The organism is Streptomyces sp. NPDC030798, assembly GCF_055572275.1.
Genome location: NZ_JBVIDR010000012.1, coordinates 126,293 through 145,960, shown reverse-complemented (window position 1 = coordinate 145,960; position 19,668 = coordinate 126,293). Strand labels below are relative to the sequence as shown.

Genomic DNA, 19,668 nt, shown 5'->3' with positions numbered 1-19,668 from the left:
AGGCAGATGCCGCTGGGCAGACGGAGCCGGACGGGACGAGAACGGGACCTCCCTACGGTTCCGTAACCTACGGCGTCGTAAGTATGGCAGCGTGTCCACCCGCGGCAAGAGCCCGAGAGCCTGCGCGTCCGAGTGGACACCTATCCTGGGAGTCGGTCGGACAGCGCGGTCCGCTCTGATTCCTTCCCGGACGCTCCGGCCCGTATGCGGCACCCGCCGCGCGGTGGTGGTGATACCGGGTTCCCTCCCAGACGAGCTTCAACACTGCAAGGAGCCGCACCTGTGAGCAGTGCCGACGACCAGACCACCACGACCAGCAGCGAGCTGCGAGCCGACATCCGCCGGCTGGGTGACCTCCTGGGCGAAACCCTCGTACGGCAGGAAGGCCCCGAACTCCTCGACCTCGTGGAGAAGGTACGCCGCCTCACCCGCGAGGACGGCGAGGCCGCCGCCGAGCTGCTGCGCGGAACCGAACTACAGACCGCCGCCAAGCTGGTCCGCGCCTTCTCCACCTACTTCCACCTGGCCAACATCACCGAACAGGTGCACCGCGGCCGCGAGCTGCGCGCCCGCCGCGCCGCCGAGGGCGGACTCCTCGCCCGCACCGCCGACCGGCTCAAGGACGCCGACCCCGAGCACCTGCGGCAGACCGTCCAGAACCTCAACGTGCGCCCCGTCTTCACCGCACACCCCACCGAGGCCGCCCGCCGGTCCGTCCTCAACAAGCTCCGGCGCCTCGCCGCACTCCTGGACACCCCCGTCCTCGACTCCGACCGCCGCCGCCACGACGTCCGCCTCGCCGAGAACATCGACCTCGTCTGGCAGACCGACGAACTGCGTGTCGTCCGCCCCGAACCCGCCGACGAGGCCCGCAACGCCATCTACTACCTCGACGAACTGCACGCCGACGCCGTCGGCGACGTCCTGGAGGACCTGACGGCCGAGCTGGAGCGGGTCGGCGTCAAGCTCCCCGACGACACCCGCCCCCTCACCTTCGGCACCTGGATCGGCGGCGACCGCGACGGCAACCCCAACGTCACCCCCCAGGTCACCTGGGACGTCCTCATCCTCCAGCACGAACACGGCATCAACGACGCCCTGGAGATGATCGACGAGCTGCGCGGCCTGCTCTCCAACTCCATCCGCTACACCGGCGCCACCGAGGAGCTCCTGCAGTCCCTCCAGGAAGACCTCGAACGGCTCCCCGAGATCAGCCCCCGCTACAAGCGCCTCAACGCCGAGGAGCCCTACCGGCTCAAGGCCACCTGCATCCGGCAGAAGCTCGAGAACACCAAGCAGCGCCTCGCCAAGGGCACCCCCCACGTCGACGGCCACGACTACCTCGGCACCGCCGAACTCCTCGCGGACCTGCGGATCATCCAGACCTCCCTGCGCGAGCACCGCGGCGCCCTCTTCGCCGACGGCCGCCTGGGCCGCACCATCCGCACCCTGGCCGCCTTCGGCCTCCAGCTCGCCACCATGGACGTCCGCGAACACGCCGACGCCCACCACCACGCCCTCGGTCAGCTCTTCGACCGCCTCGGCGAGGAGTCCTGGCGCTACGCCGACATGCCCCGTGACTACCGGGCCAAGCTCCTCGCCAAGGAACTGCGCTCCAGAAGGCCCCTCGCCCCCACCCCGGCCCCCGTCGACGCCGCCGGGCAGAAGACCCTCGGCGTCTTCGAGACCGTCAAGCGGGCCCTGGACGTCTTCGGCCCCGAGGTCATCGAGTCCTACATCATCTCCATGTGCCAGGGCGCCGACGACGTCTTCGCCGCCGCCGTCCTCGCCCGCGAGGCCGGCCTCCTCGACCTGCACGCCGGCTGGGCCAAGATCGGCATCGTCCCCCTCCTGGAGACCACAGACGAACTCAGGGCCGCCGACACCATCCTCGAGGACATGCTCTCCGACCCCTCCTACCGGCGCCTCGTCGCCCTGCGCGGAGACGTCCAGGAGGTCATGCTCGGCTACTCCGACTCCTCCAAGTTCGGCGGCATCACCACCAGCCAGTGGGAGATCCACCGCGCCCAGCGCCGCCTGCGCGACGTCGCCCACCGCTACGGCGTCCGGCTGCGCCTCTTCCACGGCCGCGGCGGCACCGTCGGCCGCGGCGGCGGCCCCTCCCACGACGCCATCCTCGCCCAGCCCTGGGGCACCCTGGAGGGCGAGATCAAGGTCACCGAGCAGGGCGAGGTCATCTCCGACAAGTACCTCATCCCCTCCCTCGCCCGGGAGAACCTGGAACTGACGGTCGCCGCCACCCTGCAGGCCTCCGCCCTGCACACCGCGCCCCGCCAGTCCGACGAGGCCCTCGCCCGCTGGGACGCCGCCATGGACGTCGCCTCCGACGCCGCCCACGCCGCCTACCGCCGCCTCGTCGAGGACCCCGACCTGCCGACGTACTTCCTCGCCTCCACGCCGGTCGACCAGCTCGCCGACCTGCACCTGGGCTCGCGGCCCTCCCGCCGTCCGGGCTCGGGCGTCTCGCTGGACGGACTGCGCGCCATTCCCTGGGTGTTCGGCTGGACCCAGTCCCGGCAGATCGTCCCCGGCTGGTTCGGCGTCGGCTCCGGCCTCAAGGCCCTGCGCGAAGCCGGCCTCGACACCGTGCTCGACGAGATGCACCAGCAGTGGCACTTCTTCCGGAACTTCATCTCCAACGTCGAGATGACCCTGGCCAAGACCGACCTGCGCATCGCCCAGCACTACGTCGACACCCTCGTCCCCGACGAGCTCAAGCACGTCTTCGACACCATCAAGGCCGAACACGAGCTGACCGTCCGCGAGGTCCTGCGGGTCACCGGCGAGAAGGAACTGCTGGACGCCCAGCCCGTCCTGAAGCAGACCTTCGCCATCCGCGACGCCTACCTGGACCCCATCTCCTACCTCCAGGTCACCCTGCTCAAGCGCCAGCGCGACGCGGCAGCCGCGGGCACCGACCCCGACCCGCTGCTCTCCCGCGCCCTGCTCCTCACCGTCAACGGCGTGGCAGCGGGTCTGCGCAACACCGGCTGACGACCGCACCGCACGACGAAAGGGGTGCCCCCGGGGTCCGTACGACCCCGGGGGCACCCCTTCTCACGCTACGGCCGGCTCAGCCCTGCTGGGCCCTGCGCCGCCGGACCACCAGATAGCCGCCCGCACCCACCAGCGCGGCCGCCGCACCCGACAGCAGCCCCACCGGCACACCGTTCCCGGTCTCGGCCAGGCCACCGCCACCACCCGCCGACGGTGAGGAGGACGGGGCCGCCGACGCGGACGCGCTCGGGCTGGTACCCGACGACGGCGAGGAAGAGGAGGACGGCGAGGAGGACGCGGAGGACGACGGCGAGGCCGACGGGGAAGACGACGGGGAAGACGACGGCGAACCGGACGGCTGGCCGCCACCGCCCCCGGAGTCCTCGCAGTCCGACCAGAAGACCTTCTGCTTGGCCGCCCCCTTCTCTCCCTCGAAGTTCCAGAACAGCTTGTAGTGCCCGTCGGGCAGCGTCATGTCGTCCGTACGACCGTGACCGTCGTCGCCCAGCGTCAGCACACCGGACTTCACCGTGCCGCCCTTCGTCGGCGCCCAGGCGTCGATGTGCCAGTCGACCTTCTGACCGCCGTCGAAACCGAAGGCGTCCAGGTAGAACGCGCACACGTGCGGCTCGTTGCGGCGCAGCTCCTCACCGGTCTTGGCGTCATGGATCTTCACGGTGCCGTTGTCACCGGGAGGCGCGGCATGGGCGGCGGGGGCACACAGCAGCGCCACGGAAACACCGGCGGTCAGCGCGCCGGCGCGCAAAAAGGTACGCATGGGTGAGGTCCATCTTCGAGTGGCGAACGGGGAAGATGTGGAGGGGGCGGTTCAGCTTCGGGCCTCGCTTCACCGTCGGTCAAGCACGAATGAGAAACACCTGGTTCACACGTCGACGCGCGCGCCGGGCAAACGCCTCATACCGCCACGAAAGCGGCCGTCAGCAGCGCCACACCCAGGCCCGCCAGCACCCACGCCGGCCGAGTCAGCCGCATCCCACCGGCCACCACCACCGACGCAAGCAACAGCGCACCACCGAACGGCACCCACGCGTACAGCACCCCGCCCGGCCCGGACCGCACGACCTCGTCGGTCCCCGGCTTCACCACCACGTCGTACGTCCGTCCCTTGCGCACCGCGACCGGCTGGGCGATCTCCACCCGCGCACGGGCCCGCGCCCCCGGCGAGACCGGCGTGAACGCACCACTGCACGTGTGCCCCACGCACCGGGTCACCCCGACCGTCCCGCGCTCCCGCCCCTTGGTCAGCATCGCGTACTGCGCGGTGCCCCACGAACCCCACACCCCACCGAGCAGGATCAGCGCCGCGAGCACCCCCGTCACCGCGACTCGACCGAACCGCAACGCGGTCACAGAGGTCCGGCGGGAGGAGGCGGCTGAGGCAGGCATGGCCGGGATCATTGGCCATCCCCCCGCGAACGGTCAACCTCACCGGCCGTCTTGAGCGGACAAGTCAGGAGTTGTACGACGCCCCCGGCCCACTCGCTCAGGAGTTGTACGCGCTCTGCGCCCGCTCCAGCCCCTCGGCCAGCAGACACTCCACCGAGTCCGCCGCCCGGTCCACGAAGTAGTCCAGCTCCTTGCGCTCCGCCGCCGAGAAATCCTTCAGCACGAAGTCCGCCACCTGCATCCGCCCCGGCGGCCGCCCGATCCCGAACCGCACCCGGTGATAGTCCGCACCCATCGCCTTCGTCATCGACTTCAGCCCGTTGTGCCCGTTGTCCCCGCCGCCCAGCTTCAGCCGCAGCGTCCCGTAGTCGATGTCCAGCTCGTCATGGACCGCCACCACGTTCGCCACCGGCACCTTGTAGAAGTCCCGCAACGCGTTCACCGGACCACCGGACAGATTCATGTACGACATCGGCTTCACCAGCACCACCCGCCGGCTGCCCGGACCCACCGGACCGATCCGCCCCTCCAGCACCTGCGCCTGCGCCTTGCCCGCCCGCTTGAACTTCCCCCCGATCCGCTCCGCGAGCAGATCCACCACCATGAACCCGACGTTGTGCCGGTTCATGGCGTAGTCCGGCCCGGGGTTTCCGAGCCCGACGATCAACCAGGGGGCCTGTGCGGCGGTGGTCACGTGCATGTCTCCTTGATACGCGCCAGCCGCCGCTCCCCGCGAGGGAAGCGGCGGCTGAACAAATGACGACGACGGGGAGGATCAGGCCTCCGCCGCCTCCTCACCCTCGGACTCCGCGCCCTCGGCGGCCTCCTCGGCCTGCGCCTGCAGGACCTGCAGGACGACCGCGTCCTCCTCGACGGCCAGCGACACGCCGGACGGCAGGGTGATGTCCTTGGCGTGGACGGAGGCGCCGGCCGCCAGACCCTCGACGGACACGGTGACGGCCTCGGGGATGTGCGTGGCCTCGGCCTCGACCGGCAGCGCGTTCAGCACGTGCTCCAGCAGGTTGCCACCCGGGGCCAGCTCGCCCTCGGTCTGCACCGGGATCTCGACCGTGACCTTCTCGCCCCGCTTGACCAGCAGCAGGTCGACGTGCTCCAGGAAGCCCTTCAGCGGGTCGCGCTGCACGGCCTTCGGGATCGCCAGCTCGTTGGTCTTGCCGTCGATGTCCAGGGAGATCAGGACGTTCGGCGTACGCAGCGCCAGCAGCAGCTCGTGGCCCGGCAGGGTCAGGTGCAGCGGGTCGGAACCGTGGCCGTACAGAACACCCGGGACCTTGTTGTCACGGCGGATGCGGCGGGCCGCGCCCTTGCCGAACTCGGTACGGGTCTCGGCGCTCAGCTTCACCTCGGACATGGGGATCACTCCTCGTAGAACTCGAAAGCGGACGTGGTCACCCGGCCACGAACGGCCTGCTACGAAGAGCGCGTCGATAACGGACCGCCGTGCCCCCGTAAGAAACGGAGTACGGCCTCCCTCGCCGAGCAACTGCAGCAGTCTACTCGGCAGGGGAGGCCGTACCCAAAACGATCTTCAGCTACCTCGCGGAGCGGGGTTGCAGAAACCTCACTGCTCGTCGAAGAGGCTGGTCACCGACCCGTCCTCGAACACCTCACGCACCGCGCTCGCAATCGTCGGAGCGATCGACAACACCGTGATCTTGTCCAGATCCCGGCCCAGCTCCCCCGGCGTCGGCAACGTGTTCGTGAACACGAACTCACTCACCCGCGAGTTCTTCAACCGGTCCGCCGCCGGACCCGACAGCACACCATGCGTCGCCGTCACGATGACGTCCTCCGCCCCGTGCGCGAACAGCGCATCGGCAGCCGCACAGATCGTGCCACCCGTGTCGATCATGTCGTCGACGAGGACACACACCCGGCCTTTGACCTCACCCACCACCTCGTGGACGGTCACCTGGTTCGCCACGTCCTTGTCCCGACGCTTGTGCACGATCGCCAGCGGCGCACCCAACCGGTCGCACCACCGGTCCGCCACCCGCACCCGGCCCGCGTCCGGCGACACCACCGTCAGCTTGTCCCGGTCCACCTTGGCGCCCACGTAGTCCGCCAGCAGCGGCAACGCGAACAGGTGATCCACCGGACCGTCGAAGAAACCCTGGATCTGATCCGTGTGCAGGTCCACCGTCAAAATCCGGTCCGCACCCGCCGTCTTCATCAGATCCGCGATCAGACGCGCCGAAATCGGTTCACGACCCCGGTGCTTCTTGTCCTGCCGCGCGTAACCGTAGAACGGCACGATCACCGTGATCGAACGAGCCGACGCACGCTTCAACGCGTCGATCATGATCAACTGCTCCATGATCCACTTGTTGATCGGAGCCGTGTGGCTCTGGATCAGGAAGCAGTCCGCACCACGCGCCGACTCCTGATAACGGACGTAGATCTCACCATTGGCGAAGTCGAAGGCCTTTGTCGGGACAACCCCGACACCCAGCTGCTGGGCGACCTCCTCGGCAAGCTCGGGGTGGGCGCGGCCGGAGAAGAACATCAACTTCTTCTCGCCGGTCGTCTTGATCCCGGTCACAGCACTGTCTCCTCAGAGGTGTCTCAGCAGCGGGTATGCACTCATGCTGATGTGCACTTATCACGGTACGCCGTGTTCGGCGCACCCGTTTCCGGTCAGCCCTCGTCCCCACCCGGCCGGGACGCCGCCTCGGCCGCCTTCGCAGCCGCACTCCCAGGACGCTTCCGCGCCACCCAACCCTCGATATTCCGCTGCTGACCACGGGCCACGGCCAGCGAACCGGGCGGCACATCCTTCGTGATCACGGACCCGGCAGCGGTGTACGCACCGTCCCCGACCGTGACAGGAGCCACAAACATGTTGTCCGAACCCGTCTTGCAGTGCGACCCGACGGTCGTGTGGTGCTTGCTCTCACCGTCGTAGTTCACGAACACACTCGCCGCCCCGATGTTCGTGAAATCACCGATCGTCGCATCGCCCACGTACGACAGATGCGGAACCTTCGTCCCCTCGCCGATCGAGGAGTTCTTCGTCTCCACATACGTACCGATCTTGGCCTTCACACCCAGCCGCGTACCCGGCCGCAGATACGCGTACGGCCCCACCGACGCCCGCTCACCGATCCGCGCACCGTCCGACACCGTGTTGTCCACCCGCGCCCCCGCACCCACCCGGGTGTCGTTCAACCGGCTGTTCGGGCCCACCTCGGCACCCTCACCGAGATGCGTCGACCCCGTGAGCTGCGTGTTCGGATGCACCAGGCAGTCCTGCTCGAACGTCACCGACACATCCACCCACGTGGACCCCGGATCCACGACCGTCACCCCGTCCAGCATCGCCCGGGTCAGCAACCGCTCGTTCAGGATCCGGCGGGCCTCCGCCAACTGCACCCGGTTGTTGATCCCCGCGATCTCCCGGTGATCCCCGGCCACCGACGCACCGACCCGATGCCCCGCCTCACGCAGGATCCCCAGCACATCCGTCAGGTACTCCTCACCCTGACTGTTGTCCGTACGGACCTTCTTCAGCGCCTCGGCCAGCAACTGACCGTCGAACGCGAACACACCACTGTTGATCTCCCGGATCGCCCGCTCGGTGTCACTCGCGTCCTTGTGCTCCACGATCGCGGTCACCGCACCCGTCGCCCCGTCGCGCACGATCCGGCCGTACCCGGTGGCATCCGGCACCTCCGCCGTCAGCACCGTCACCGCGTTGCCGTCCGCGTGGTGCGTCGCGGCGAGCTGCTGCAGCGTGGCCCCGGTCAGCAGGGGAGTGTCCCCGCAGACCACCACGACCGTGCCGTCCACCGACCCGCCCAGCTCCTCCAGACCCATCCGCACGGCGTGCCCCGTGCCGTTCTGCTGCTCCTGCACGGCCGTGCGGGCGGCGGGGTCGATGCCGGCCAGGTGCTCGGCGACCTGCTCACGGGCGTGGCCCACGACGACGACCAGGTGCTGAGGGTCCAGTTCGCGGGCGGCGGCGAGCACGTGGCCCACGAGGGAGCGGCCGCAGATCTGGTGCAGGACCTTCGGTGTGGCCGACTTCATACGGGTGCCCTCACCCGCTGCAAGAACGACGACGGCTGCCGGGCGAATGGCGCTCACGGGGTTGCCCTTCGGCTCTGGATGGGTGGGGGTGACAGCCGCAGGATACCGGGGCGGGTTTTGGGGGGTATGGGTGCGGGCCCTGACGCTGGGGTCAGGGCCCGCTGTTCTTGGGCTCCCGGAGAAGGAATCGAACCCTCATTCAACGGACCAAAACCGTTTGTCCTACCTTTAGACGATCCGGGAAAATGTGCGAGCTATGTCCGATTTTGCTGATCGGCCTCGCGCACGGACTCCACTATGCCGTACCAAGAGCCCTCGATGCGACGGTACAAGTCCGCCCCGTTCAGGACTTTGATCACCAGGCAGCCGCGGTAGTTCTCGCCGGTGTTCTTGCGGACCGTCTTGGGGTTGTGCCTCTTGAGGGTCGTCTTGTTGAACAAGGGGTTGGGCCCTACCAGATCGGCCCAGTACTGTTCGGCGGCCGCAACGTCGGCCGTTTCATGGATCATTACGGTGAAGCGGAGGCGTTCGCGCTCGACTCCCAGCAGGTCGAGCCAGGCCAGGAAGACCTCGATCATGCCGGGGTCGCTGTTGATGAACGCAACGACTTCGCGGCGCGCGTAGGGCTTGTCCTTGCCGCCCTCGGCCCAGTAGAGGCCGACGCCCACCAGAAACAGCTCGCGGTTCGACAGTCTGCCGATCGCCTGACGGGCCTCCTCCTTTGTGCGCCTGCGCTCCTCCTCGCGAATCTGCAGCTTCGCCTCCCAGCCCCTCCGGGCGATCGCTGCCGCATCGTCGTGACTGCGCCTGCGCTCCGGCCTCGGCAGATCCCGCACCCACAGCGAGATCGAACTCTTAGAGCACCCGAGCGCCACCTGGATCCGGTCGTGAGTCCACCCCTGCAGCCGCAGCTCCCGCGCCCTCTCGCGCAGCTCGTCCTTGGCCCTCGGCCGCTTGGTCCAGTCCGGTGGCGGCTCCCCCTTCACCAGTTGGTTGAGGATGTCGTTGTTGAAGATCTTCAGCTCGTCCCGGATCTGCCGGAGGCTCAGCCCCGCCCGCCGCAAGGCGACCGCCCTCTCGCGCAGCGTCTCGAAGTCCGCGTACTTGCCCGGTGCATGTGTCATACGGATACCGTCCGGCCGGAATGCCGCATTCCGGGCTCGAGCAGGGGACGTTCAGCAGTTCGAGGGATAGGGGGGAGTTTCGAGGTCGGTCGGTCACGGAGTGTGCTGCGCGCGGGTGGGCGAAAGTCACCGGAAATGGCGCGGGTCCCGCCCGTAGGCTGGGGGCATGACCACGACGGGGGAAGAGCATGCCAGAGGCCTGACCGGCCCCTGGTGGTGGGCCAGGTGGCGCAGTGCGGTGCTGGACGGGGGTCTCGCGCTGGTGTCGGCCGTGGAGTGCGGGGCCGAGGGGATTCCGTTCGCGAGGGATGCGGGGATCCCGGTCTCGGTGGGGATCGTCTTCGGGTTGGTCGCCGGGTCCGTTCTGCTGGTGCGGCGCAAGTGGCCGATCGCCGTCGTGCTGGTCGCGATCGCGATCACGCCGGCCCAGATGGGTTTCCTGATGGGCATCGTCGGTCTGTACACGCTGGCGGCGTGCGAGGTGCCGCGGCGGATCATCGGGGCGTTGGCGGGGATGAGCCTGCTGGGCACGATGATCGTAACGTTCGTCCGGGTCCGGCAGGACATGGCGCGGGGGGATCTGACCCTCGGTGACTGGTTCGTGCCGTTCGCGTCGATCACGACCTCGTTGGGGCTGACGGCGCCGCCGGTCCTGCTGGGGTTGTACGTGGGGGCGCGGCGTCGGTTGATGGAGAGTCTGCGGGAGCGGGCGGACTCCCTGGAGCGGGAGCTTCAGTTGCTCGCGGAGCGGGCCGAGGAGCGGGCCGAGTGGGCGCGGGGTGAGGAGCGGACGCGGATCGCCCGGGAGATGCACGACGTGGTGGCGCATCGGGTGAGTCTGATGGTGGTGCATGCGGCGGCGCTGCAGGCGGTGGCGCGGAAGGATCCCGAGAAGGCGGTGCGGAATGCGGCGCTGGTGGGGGACATGGGCCGGCAGGCGCTGACGGAGTTGCGGGAGATGCTCGGGGTGTTGCGGGCGGGGGAGGACGCGGGTCGGCGTGCGGCGTCGGTACCGCCGGCCGCTGTGGGGGTGGCGGCGGCGCAGGCCGTGTCGCGGGTGGCCGAGGACGGGGAGGGGCCCTGTCTGTCGGAGCTGGAGGAGTTGGTCGGGCAGTCGGCTGCCGCGGGGATGGTGGTGGATCTGTCGGTCGAGGGGGCTGTGCGGTCGTACGGGCGGGAGATCGAGCAGACGGCGTACCGCGTGGTGCAGGAGGCGTTGACGAACGTGCACAAGCATGCGGCGGGTGCGAAGACGTATGTGCGGCTGGCGCACCGGGCGGCGGAGATCGCGATGCAGGTGGAGAACGAGCCGCCGCCGGAGCCGGGGTCGGCGTCGGCGGCGCGGTTGCCGTCGGGTGGCAATGGTCTGGTGGGGATGCGGGAGCGAGTCGTGGCGCTGGGCGGGGTGTTCGTGTCGGGGCCGACCGATGCGGGGGGTTTCCGGGTGTCGGCGGTGATTCCGGCCGCCTGATCGTGGGGCCTCAGGCGGTGGTGAGGCGTACGGGGGCGATGCCGGCGATGAGGGTGGACAGGGCGTGGTCGATGTCGGGGCCGACGTACCAGTCGCCGGTGTGGTCGAGGGTGTAGACGCGGCCTTCGCTGTCGATGGCGAGGAGGGAACCGGTGTCGGTCTCTTCGCCGAGGGGGCTGACTTCGGTGCCGAGGGCGCGGCCGAGGTCGCCGAGGGTGCGGGCGAGGTGGAGGCCGTGGAGGGGGTCGAGGTGGAGGCCGGCGGGGGCTACCTGGCGGCCGGGGCCGGCGGGGGTGATGCGCAGGCCGCCGAATTCGGCCCAGGCTTCGACGGCGGCGGGGAAGACGGTGTGCCGGTGCCCGGCGGGTGAGGTGTGGTCGCGGAGGGTGTCGGCCCAGATTTCTGCCTGTTTTATGTCCCAGCGTCCGGGTTGCCAGCCGGCGGTGCGCAGGGCCGCGTCGACGGGGACGGGGAAGCGCGATGGGGGTGCCCCGGGTCGGGCGAAGCCGGGACTGGGGGAGGAGGCGCGGTCGGGGTGCATCTGCCCTTCGATCGTCGTGCGTGCGGGGTGGTTCCGTGAGTGCCGGGTGTCAGGCGTCGGTGGCTGTGGGGTCGACGATGCGGACGCCGAAGTGGGCGCTGAGGGCGGTGCAGGCGCGGCAGGGGGCGGCGAAGCTGCCGTGGAGGGGGTCGCCGTCCTCGCGTATGCGGCGGGCAGTGAGTTTGGCCTGTTTGAGGGCTTTGCGCGCTTCGCTGTTGGTCATGGGTTTGCGGGCGGCGCGTCTGCTGCGGGCGGCGTCGGCGGCGGCGATGTGGCGTGAGATGAGGATGGTCTCCGCGCAGCGGCCGGTGAAGCGGTCGCGTTGGGCGCTGGTGAGGGTGTCGAGGAAGTCCTGGACGAGGGGGTGCAGGGGCGGGGGCTGGTCGCCGCGGGCGGCGGTGCCGGTGAGGGTGGCGCCGCGGACGGAGAGGGCGGCGGCGACGGTGGGCAGGATGCCGTCGCGGCGGTGGTGGAGGGTGGGGGCGGCGGGTGTGTCGGTGCCGCTCCAGCCGATGCGGGGGTCGCCGGCCCGCATGTCGGAACCTCCGGTCCGCAGTGTGTTGTTCATGCTCGTGTTTCCCCTCCCGGGCATCCCCCCGAAGGACACAGAGTGCCAAATGTCGTGGCTGGTGCGGAAGCTGGGGCGCCGCGACACGCCCGGGTCGGGGCAGGTGGTGACGATGGGGTGACGGCTGGTCACGGTGGCGGCGGCGGGAAGTGGAGGGGTGGGGTGGAGGCCCGGTGACCGGGGTGCGTGTACCGCATAGGCTGTCGGCATCCGCGATCGACAGCGCCGTTCAGGCCAGAGATGACGCCTCAGGGGGCAACCGCCATGACGACAGGTCGGCTCGGGCAGCAAGCCGCGCCGCCGAACGCGGCCTATGCCGGGCAGGTCGTGCACTTCCCGGATCCGGTCCGGGCGGCACGTCACCCGAGAGGGGTACGGGTCGATGAAGGTGGTTACCCGGATTTCTCACCCTATGCGCGTGCGGCGGCGGAGATCGCCGAGCCGCCGGAAGGTTTCGGTGTCGATGAGTTGCGGCTGACGGACTATGTGTCGGCGAACGCGGCGCTGGCGGCGTCGGGGCACGAGTTGTGGGACACGGTGCCGGATGTGGCGACGCCGCACGGGTGGACGTGGCATCACGTGGTGGGTGCGCGGCGGTTGGAGTTGGTTCCGGTCGAGGTGAAGGCGTTGCTGCGGCATCACGGTGGGGTGGCGACGGCGCGGGTGGATCAGGGCAAGCGGGGGACGCGGCCGTTGCAGGAGACGCGTCCGGCGCATTTCGGGCTGCCGAAGTCGGGTGTGGCGGTGACGGAGGCTCAGGTGCAGGGGGTCGAGGAGGACCTGGGGTACCGGTTGCCGGGTGCGTACCGTTCGTTCCTGAAGGCGGCGGGCGGGTGTGCGCCGGTGGGTACGGCGCTGGACGCCGAGTTGGGCCTGCTGCTGGACCAGCCGTTCTTCACGGTGCGGGACGAGGCGGCGGTCAACGACCTGGTCTATGTGAACAAGTGCCTGCGGGACCATCTGACCAAGGACTATCTGGGTGTCGGTTTCGTGCAGGGCGGTCTGCTCGCGGTCAAGGTGAGGGGTGAGCGGGCCGGTTCGGTGTGGTTCTGCGCGTACGACGATGCGCGGGACGTGGATCCGGCGTGGTCCCCGGCGGAGCGGGTGGAGCGGTTGCTGCTGCCGTGCGGTGAGGATTTCGACGCTTTCCTGTCGCGGCTGGCGGGCAGTCCGCCGGAGTTGGAGACGGTGGCGAACCTGATGGTGGACGGTGGTTTCGCGCGTGCCGTCCCGGTGTCTTCCGGCGCGGTGGGGGAGTGAGCTTCGAGCGATGGTGACCTTCGCGCAGGCGCAGGAGCGCGCCGAGGAGTGGATCAACGGGGACGTCCCGGCGTACCAGCATCGTGAGGTGCGGGTGCGGGAGTTCGAGCTGGGCTTCGTGGTGTGGGGTGAGGACCGTGCGGAGGGCCCGCGTTCGGACGCGGGCGGGCAGCGGCTGGTCATCGCCCGGGACAGCGGTGAGGCGACGTTGTGGCCGGCGCTGCCGGTGGGTGAGGTGATCCGCCGGTACGAGGAGGAGTACGGCCGGGGTGACGCCATCGAGGACGCGGTGCCGGCGCCGGCGGCGGCCCGGGTGGATCTGAACCAGACGTCGTTCCTGCTGAGTCCGCCGGAGTGGTTGCAGGAGGCGGCGGACAAGCTGGGGATTCCGGACCGGCGCGCCGGCGCTGCGGACGCCGCCGGTGCGGGTGCCGGACCGGGTGCGGGAGTTGGTGCTCCCGGTGCCGGTGCTGGTGCTGGTGCTGGTGCGGGCGTCGGTGCTGGTGCGGGTTCGGCTTCCGGTGGGCTTGCCGAGACGCAGGCCGGGGTGCCGGTGCGGGCGGATGCCGCGGCTCCGGCTGACGCCGTGGGTACGGCCGGGGGGTCCGGGAGCGGCGCGTCGTGGCCGGCGTCCGGTGCCGGGGAGCCGCAGGACCGGGTGCCGGGTGCGCCGGAGGTTCCCGCGGGGGCCACGCCGTGGGCCGGTACGGACACCAACGCCGATGCCGGTGAGGACCGTTCGGTGCCGTTGCCCGAGACGGTGTTCGCGCCGCCGCTGAGCGACCCGGACGGCGAGCCGCCGCGGCCGCCGCTGGCGACGCCGGACGCGAAGACGGCGTTGATGTCGGGCGGCAGCCAACTTCCGCCCACGGCGGTCGCCCCGGCTCTCGACACCTCGCGGACGCCGGGCGCGCAGGGTGGTGTGCCGGGTGGTCCGGCCGGGCCCGGGGCTCCGCAGGGGAGTGTGCCCCCGCCGCCGGGTGCGCAGTCGTACGGCTATCCGTCGGCGCCTCCTGCGGCTCCGGGGACGCCCCCGCCGGGTGCGCCTGCGGGTACGGGTGCGCAGGGTGGTCCCGGTGCTCCGCAGGGCAGTACGCCTCCGCCGCCTCCGGCGGGTGCGCCGTCGTACGGGTATCCGCCGCCTCCGGGTGGTGGCCCGCATGCGCCGCAGCCTCTGGCGGGTCCGGGCGGGCCCGGGCGGCCGCTCGCGCCGCATGCCGGGGACATCGCGGATGCCGCGACGAGCAAGGCCGCGCCACCGCCGCGGAAGGGGCGCGGTGGGCTGGGCGCGCCGCCTCCGCCGCCGGGCGCTCCGGGTACGCCGGGTGCGCGTCCGGGGACGCCGCCCCCGCCGCCCGCGCCGGGCATGCCTCCGGGCGGGTACGTGCCGACGCAGATGGTGTCGGCGCTCGGGCCCGAGGGGCCCGAGGGGCCGGGCGGACCGGGTGCGCCGCAGGTGCCGGGCGCGCCCCAGCCGCCCGCTGCGCCGGGTGCTCCTGGGGGCACGTCCCCGGGCAATGTCCATCACGCGGCCACGGTGTTCGCGGATCCGGGGCTGGGTGTCCCGCAGCCTCCGGGTGCCCCTGGCGTTCCGGGTACGCCGCCCGGCGCGCCCGGTGTCCCGGGCATGCCTCCGGCCCCCGGCGCGCCCCAGCCGCCCGCGGGTCCGGGCGCCCCGGGTGCCGTGCACCATGCGGAGACCGTGCTGGCCGCGCCCCCCGTGGGCGGCCCCGGCGCGCCGTTGCCGCCGCCGGCCCCGGGTGCCCCCGGCGCTCCGGGCATGCCGCCCGGTGCCCCTGGTGCTGCGCAGCCCATGCCCCCCGGTGCGATGCCGCCGCCCGGTGCTCCGCTGCCGGGGCAGCAGCCGGCGTACGGGTATCCCCAGCAGGGGCAGCCCACGGTCGGTCCCGGGTATCAGGCCGTGCTGCGCTACCGCGCGCAGGACGGTTCCGAGCAGCAGCTGATCCGGCGTTCGGCGCCGGGTACGCCGCACCCGGAGTGGCAGATCTTCCACGAGCTGCGGGCGATGAACGTGCCGCCGGACCAGGTGCTGGAGCTGCACACGGAGCTGGAGTCGTGCGAGCTGCCGGGTGCGTACTGCGCGCGGATGATCCGGGAGCAGTGGCCGCAGGCGCGGATCACGTCCATCGCGCCGTACGGCACGGATCACGCGAGCCGGCAGCAGGGTATGCAGCAACTGCTGGCGCACCAGGGCGAGTTGCACCAGGTGGCGGACGGTCCCGCGCGGCCGGCGCCGGTGCGGGCGCCGTTGCCGCCGGTGCAGGCGGCGCCGCCCGCCGCGCCGGAGGCGATCGGGCAGGAGCTGGCGGCGGTGTTCGGGCCGGGGGTGTTCCGGTTCGAGCAGCAGGCGGTGTCGCGGCAGGGTGTGCCGCCGATCGTGGCGCACACGCTGGTGGTGGCCGGGCTGCCGGTGGACCTGGGCCCGTTCTTCTGGGCGCAGGCGCAGCCGGGCCGTCCGGTGCCGACGCTGGCGGAGCTGGCGGCCGAGCGCGGGGTGCAGCCGGCCTCGGACGCGGGGTCGTACCTCGTGATGGGCACGGACTTCGGTCGGGCGCTCTGTGTGCAGTACGGGACGGCGAACATCGTGGCGGTGCCCGTGGAAGCGGGTCCGGGCGGTGCGCCGGTGCCGCCGCAGTTCGTGAACAGCGGGCTGCCGGAGTTCGCACGGTGCCTGGCGCTGCTGGGCCGGATGTGGCGGCTGCGGTACGGGCTGAACCAGGAGCAGGCGGGCCGCTGGACCGTGGACTTCCAGGCCCAGCTGGCCTCGCTGGACCCGGCGGCCCTGGGTTCGCCGGAGAGCTGGTGGTCGGTGCTGCTGGAGCAGATGTGGGACGGGCTGCTGTAGCGGCCGCGCGAGGCGAGGCCTGACCTTTCGTGCCCTTCACGCGCGTGCGTGGAGGGCACGAACTGTTGGGGCAGCCCTGCGTTCCATGGAGTTCCGCGCGTTCCACGTGTCCCTGCGTTCCACGTGTCCCCTGTGTCCCGTCGGATTTCGACCGTGACGTGTCTGCGGAGTGTCGCGTTATGTCCGCTTGTGCCCGATCCATCAAGATGTGCGCGAAATCATCCTGTCGTGCAGGTCTGCCGGAGAGGGGTTCCCAGGGTGAGCAGCGCATCGATGACGCCGCACGGCCTCGTGACCGTCCGGGGGCGCGGCTATCGCCCCGGGCAGGTCGACGCGTTCCTGGAGGCGCTGTCGCAGGACCGGGACGCCGCCTGGGAGCGTGCGGCGCGGCTGACCGTGCTGGCCAAGGACATGGAGGCAGAGCTGAGGCGGCTGCGCGAGGCGGTCGCGCGGCTCGCGCCGCAGACGTACGAGAGCCTCGGGGAACAGGCGCGGCGCCTGTACCAGCTGGTGCTGAAGGAGGCTGAGGAGGTCCGGGAGCGGGCGCGCAGCAAGGCCGAGGAACAGGTGGCGCAGGCCGAGGCGCGCGCCCATGAAGTGCGCCGGGCGGCGCAGGAGGCGGCCGACGCGCTGCGCGCGGACGCCGAGGAACGCGCCCGGCAGTGCCTCCTCGCGGCCCGCGCGGAGGCCGACGACCTCCGTGTCGGCACCCGGCGCGAGGTGAAGGAGGGGCGCGGGGAGGCGCTCGCCGCGTTGCGTGACGTACGGCAGCGCACCACCGGCATGCTCGCCGAGCTGGCCCGGGAGCACGCCGAGCGGTGGGCCGCGCTCGAGCGCGAGGAGGCCGAGCAGCTGGCCGCGCTCGAGGCCCGGCACACCGAGGAGGTCACGCGCGCGGAGGAGGCCGTGTCCGAGGCGAAGCGGGCGCTCGGCGAGGCCGAGGAGTCGGCCCGCCGCTGCCAGGAGGAGGCACGCGCGCGTGCCGCCGAACTCCTGGCCGCCGCACGCCTGCACCAGGAGCGCATGGCCCTGGAGACTGAACGGGTCCTGCGCGAGCACGGTGAGACCTGGGACGACGTCCAGGCGCACATGGACTCGGTGCGCGACAGCCTCATCTCCCTGAGGGGCCGGGCGACGTCCGAGTAACCACACGCACAGCCACCCTGCCGGGGGTCGCCCTCACCCGCCCCGGCGCACCGCCCCCGCCAGGATCCACCCCTCCACGGCCTCGTACTGCCGCCGCTGCTCCTCGGCCTTGCGGCGGCCGGAGGCGACCGTGCCGAGCCAGCCGAAGAGGAAGCCGGCCGGGATGGAGACGATGCCGGTGGTGGTGAACGGGAACCAGTTGAAGTCGGCCTCCGGGAAGGCCGAGAGGGGGGAGCCGGAGACGAGGTTGGTGCCCGGCATCAGCAGCAGCACGGCCAGCGAGCCGCCGATCAGCGTGGCCATGAGGCCGCTGCGGGTGTAGCGGCGCCAGAAGAGGCTGTACACCAGGGCGGGGGCGAGCGCGGAGGCGCCCAGGCAGAAGGACAGGGTCACCAGCGGCTGCAGGCTGTGGTGCTGGACGAGGGTGGCCAGGAGGATCGTCGGTATGCCGATGGCGAGCGCCGACAGCCGGGCCAGGGCCATCTCCCGGCGGGCCGGCATCTCCTGCACGCGGGCGGCGAAGACGTCGTGGGCGAGGGAGTTGGCGCAGGCGAGGATCATTCCGGCCACCGAGGCGAGCAGGGTCAGGAAGATCGCCGTGGTGACCAGGGTGAACAGGAAGGTCTCCGCCGTGGACACGTCGGCGCCGAACACCGCCCGGGAGCCCAGCAGATAGGCGGTGTTGCCCTGCGGGTCGGCCGCCGCGATCGTCGTACGGCCCACCAGGGCCGTGGCGCCGAACCCGACCACCGTGATGACGAGCACGAACAGCGCGACCATCGACACCGCCCAGGACAGCGAGCGGCGGACCTGGCGGGCGCTGGAGGCGGTGTACATGCGCATGGTGATGTGCGGCAGGCAGGCGCCGCCGAGGACGACGGTCAGCTCGGAGGCGATCATGTCGAGGCGGGACCTGCCCGAGGTGCCGAACTCCAGCCCGGAGTGCAGGAAGGCGGGGCCGGCCCCGCTCTGCCGCGCGGCCGCGGTGAAGAGGGCGCCCGGGTCCCAGTCGAAGCGGCGCAGGATCAGCAGGGCGACCACGGAGCCCGAGCCGACCAGCATCACGATCTTCAGGATCTGGATGAGGGCGGTGCCCTTCATGCCGCCGATCGCCGCGTAGGCGATCATGAGCGCGCCGAGCCCGATGACGCAGCCGGTCTTCAGGGACTCGCCCGAGAAGCCCAGGATGAACGCCATCAGCTGTCCGGTGCCGGCGAGCTGGACCAGCATCAGCGGCACCAGCGCGGCGATGGTGACCGCGCACGCCGTGATCCGTACGCTGCGGCCGGGCATCCGGCGGGTCAGCGCGTCGCCCATGGTGAACCGGCCCGCGTTGCGCAGCGGTTCGGCCAGCAGGAACATCAGCAGCATCAGCGACAGCGTCGTACTGAGAGCGAGGACGACACCGTCGTAGCCGCACAGGGCGATCACCCCGCCGGTGCCGAGGACGGTGGCGGCGGAGATGTAGTCACCGGCGATGGCCAGGCCGTTGCGCAGCGGGGACAGGGAGCCGTAGCCGGTGTAGAACTCGTCGAGGTCGTCGCGGTCGGGGCCGGTCATCACGCACAGCAGCAGGGTGAGGGTGGCGACGGCGGAGAAGGCGACCAGGGCCATCTCCTGGGCGGAGCCGCTGAACACGATGAGGGGGACGGGGGCGGTCATCGGGTGGCTCCTCGCCGCGCGTCCAGTGCGGCCTCCTTGCGGATGCGCTCCGCGAGCGGGTCGACCTGGCGGCGCGCGGTGTGCTCGTACAGGGCGATCGCCAGCCAGGTCACCGGGAGTTGCAACAGGGCGAGCAGCAGGCCCGCGGGTATGCCGTCGGTGACCGTGCGCGTCATGACGCCGGGCGCGAACGCGGACAGGGTGAGGAACAGCGTGAAGTAGCCGAGCGCCGTGAGCGTCGCGGTGCGCCGCTGCCAGCGGTAGGCGCTGCGCAGCACCCGCAGGTCGCTGTGGTGCCCGAGGGGTTCGCGGGGCGGTGCGCGGTGCGGGCGGGGCGGTTCGGGCGGTGGCGGCTGCCAGGGGTAGGTGAGGTGGGACGACTGGTGCGGCGGGTCGTAGGACATCCCGGGCTCCTTGCGCGGCTTCGGTCCGTGGCGGCGGACCGCAGGGAGGGGGCGGCAGGCGAGTCACGCACGCTACTCGCGGCCTCGGCGCCGTGCGGGGTTTTCACCAAACTAGCCAGTCGGTATGCGCTTACTACACGCATCCGTGTCC

16 protein-coding genes and 1 tRNA gene are annotated in these 19,668 nt (G+C 71.2%); 5 read left to right on the top strand and 12 right to left on the bottom strand.

Annotated features, from left to right (window positions below; genetic code table 11):
* Positions 1–282: 282 nt before the first annotated feature.
* Positions 283–3,015, top strand: coding sequence for a phosphoenolpyruvate carboxylase (gene ppc, locus ACZ404_RS26495; protein ID WP_468444004.1), 2,733 nt, complete (start codon positions 283–285; stop codon positions 3,013–3,015).
* 79 nt (positions 3,016–3,094) lie between these two features.
* Here ppc and ACZ404_RS26490 read toward each other — a convergent pair whose 3' ends face one another.
* From ACZ404_RS26490 to ACZ404_RS26455, 8 genes are all read right to left on the bottom strand, one after another.
* On the bottom strand, positions 3,095–3,796 hold the full coding sequence (locus tag ACZ404_RS26490) for an LPXTG cell wall anchor domain-containing protein (protein ID WP_468444003.1): 702 nt from the start codon (positions 3,794–3,796) through the stop codon (positions 3,095–3,097).
* 137 nt (positions 3,797–3,933) lie between these two features.
* Positions 3,934–4,437, bottom strand: coding sequence for a hypothetical protein (locus ACZ404_RS26485; protein WP_468444002.1), 504 nt, complete (start codon positions 4,435–4,437; stop codon positions 3,934–3,936).
* Between the two features lie 85 nt (positions 4,438–4,522).
* Positions 4,523–5,125: an aminoacyl-tRNA hydrolase gene (pth, locus tag ACZ404_RS26480; protein ID WP_468444001.1), complete on the bottom strand. Its 603-nt coding sequence runs from the start codon at positions 5,123–5,125 to the stop codon at positions 4,523–4,525.
* A gap of 75 nt (positions 5,126–5,200) precedes the next feature.
* Positions 5,201–5,797 carry a 50S ribosomal protein L25/general stress protein Ctc gene (locus tag ACZ404_RS26475; protein WP_468444000.1) on the bottom strand — a complete coding sequence of 199 codons (597 nt, stop codon included), beginning with the start codon at positions 5,795–5,797 and terminating at the stop codon, positions 5,201–5,203.
* A 210-nt stretch (positions 5,798–6,007) separates the two neighbouring features.
* On the bottom strand, positions 6,008–6,988 hold the full coding sequence (locus ACZ404_RS26470; RefSeq protein ID WP_468443998.1) for a ribose-phosphate diphosphokinase: 981 nt from the start codon (positions 6,986–6,988) through the stop codon (positions 6,008–6,010).
* 95 nt (positions 6,989–7,083) lie between these two features.
* The gene (glmU, locus tag ACZ404_RS26465; RefSeq protein ID WP_468443996.1) at positions 7,084–8,532 is read right to left on the bottom strand and encodes a bifunctional UDP-N-acetylglucosamine diphosphorylase/glucosamine-1-phosphate N-acetyltransferase GlmU; all 1,449 of its coding nucleotides are present in this window, start codon (positions 8,530–8,532) and stop codon (positions 7,084–7,086) included.
* Between the two features lie 115 nt (positions 8,533–8,647).
* Positions 8,648–8,718, bottom strand: a tRNA-Gln gene (locus ACZ404_RS26460).
* 11 nt (positions 8,719–8,729) lie between these two features.
* Positions 8,730–9,599 (bottom strand): hypothetical protein, encoded by an 870-nt coding sequence (locus ACZ404_RS26455; RefSeq protein WP_468443994.1) that lies wholly within the window; start codon positions 9,597–9,599, stop codon positions 8,730–8,732.
* Between the two features lie 166 nt (positions 9,600–9,765).
* On the opposite strand from ACZ404_RS26455, the gene ACZ404_RS26450 reads away from it, so the two are divergent.
* Complete coding sequence (locus tag ACZ404_RS26450) at positions 9,766–11,070, top strand: sensor histidine kinase (protein ID WP_468443993.1); 1,305 nt, start codon at positions 9,766–9,768, stop codon at positions 11,068–11,070.
* Between the two features lie 10 nt (positions 11,071–11,080).
* Here the strand turns inward: ACZ404_RS26450 and ACZ404_RS26445 are convergent, their stop codons facing one another.
* Positions 11,081–11,611, bottom strand: coding sequence for an SUKH-3 domain-containing protein (locus ACZ404_RS26445; RefSeq protein ID WP_468443991.1), 531 nt, complete (start codon positions 11,609–11,611; stop codon positions 11,081–11,083).
* A gap of 49 nt (positions 11,612–11,660) precedes the next feature.
* Complete coding sequence (locus tag ACZ404_RS26440) at positions 11,661–12,179, bottom strand: YwqJ-related putative deaminase (RefSeq protein WP_468443989.1); 519 nt, start codon at positions 12,177–12,179, stop codon at positions 11,661–11,663.
* A 264-nt stretch (positions 12,180–12,443) separates the two neighbouring features.
* Here ACZ404_RS26440 and ACZ404_RS26435 point away from each other — a divergent pair, with 264 nt between their 5' ends.
* The 3 genes from ACZ404_RS26435 (at position 12,444) to ACZ404_RS26425 (ending at position 17,451) form a co-directional block, all read left to right on the top strand.
* A complete protein-coding gene (locus ACZ404_RS26435) occupies positions 12,444–13,439 on the top strand; it encodes an SMI1/KNR4 family protein (RefSeq protein WP_468443987.1) in 996 nt (331 codons plus the stop codon).
* Positions 13,440–13,449: 10 nt separating this feature from the next.
* Positions 13,450–16,305 (top strand): SUKH-4 family immunity protein, encoded by a 2,856-nt coding sequence (locus ACZ404_RS26430; protein ID WP_468443985.1) that lies wholly within the window; start codon positions 13,450–13,452, stop codon positions 16,303–16,305.
* Positions 16,306–16,578: 273 nt separating this feature from the next.
* Positions 16,579–17,451 carry a DivIVA domain-containing protein gene (locus tag ACZ404_RS26425; RefSeq protein ID WP_468444247.1) on the top strand — a complete coding sequence of 291 codons (873 nt, stop codon included), beginning with the start codon at positions 16,579–16,581 and terminating at the stop codon, positions 17,449–17,451.
* 33 nt (positions 17,452–17,484) lie between these two features.
* On the opposite strand, the gene ACZ404_RS26420 is transcribed toward ACZ404_RS26425, so the two are convergent.
* The gene (locus ACZ404_RS26420) at positions 17,485–19,113 is read right to left on the bottom strand and encodes a sodium/solute symporter (RefSeq protein WP_468443983.1); all 1,629 of its coding nucleotides are present in this window, start codon (positions 19,111–19,113) and stop codon (positions 17,485–17,487) included.
* Positions 19,110–19,517: a DUF485 domain-containing protein gene (locus ACZ404_RS26415; protein WP_468443981.1), complete on the bottom strand. Its 408-nt coding sequence runs from the start codon at positions 19,515–19,517 to the stop codon at positions 19,110–19,112. Before ACZ404_RS26415 ends, ACZ404_RS26420 begins: the two co-directional genes overlap by 4 nt.
* Between the last annotated feature and the right edge of the window lie 151 nt (positions 19,518–19,668).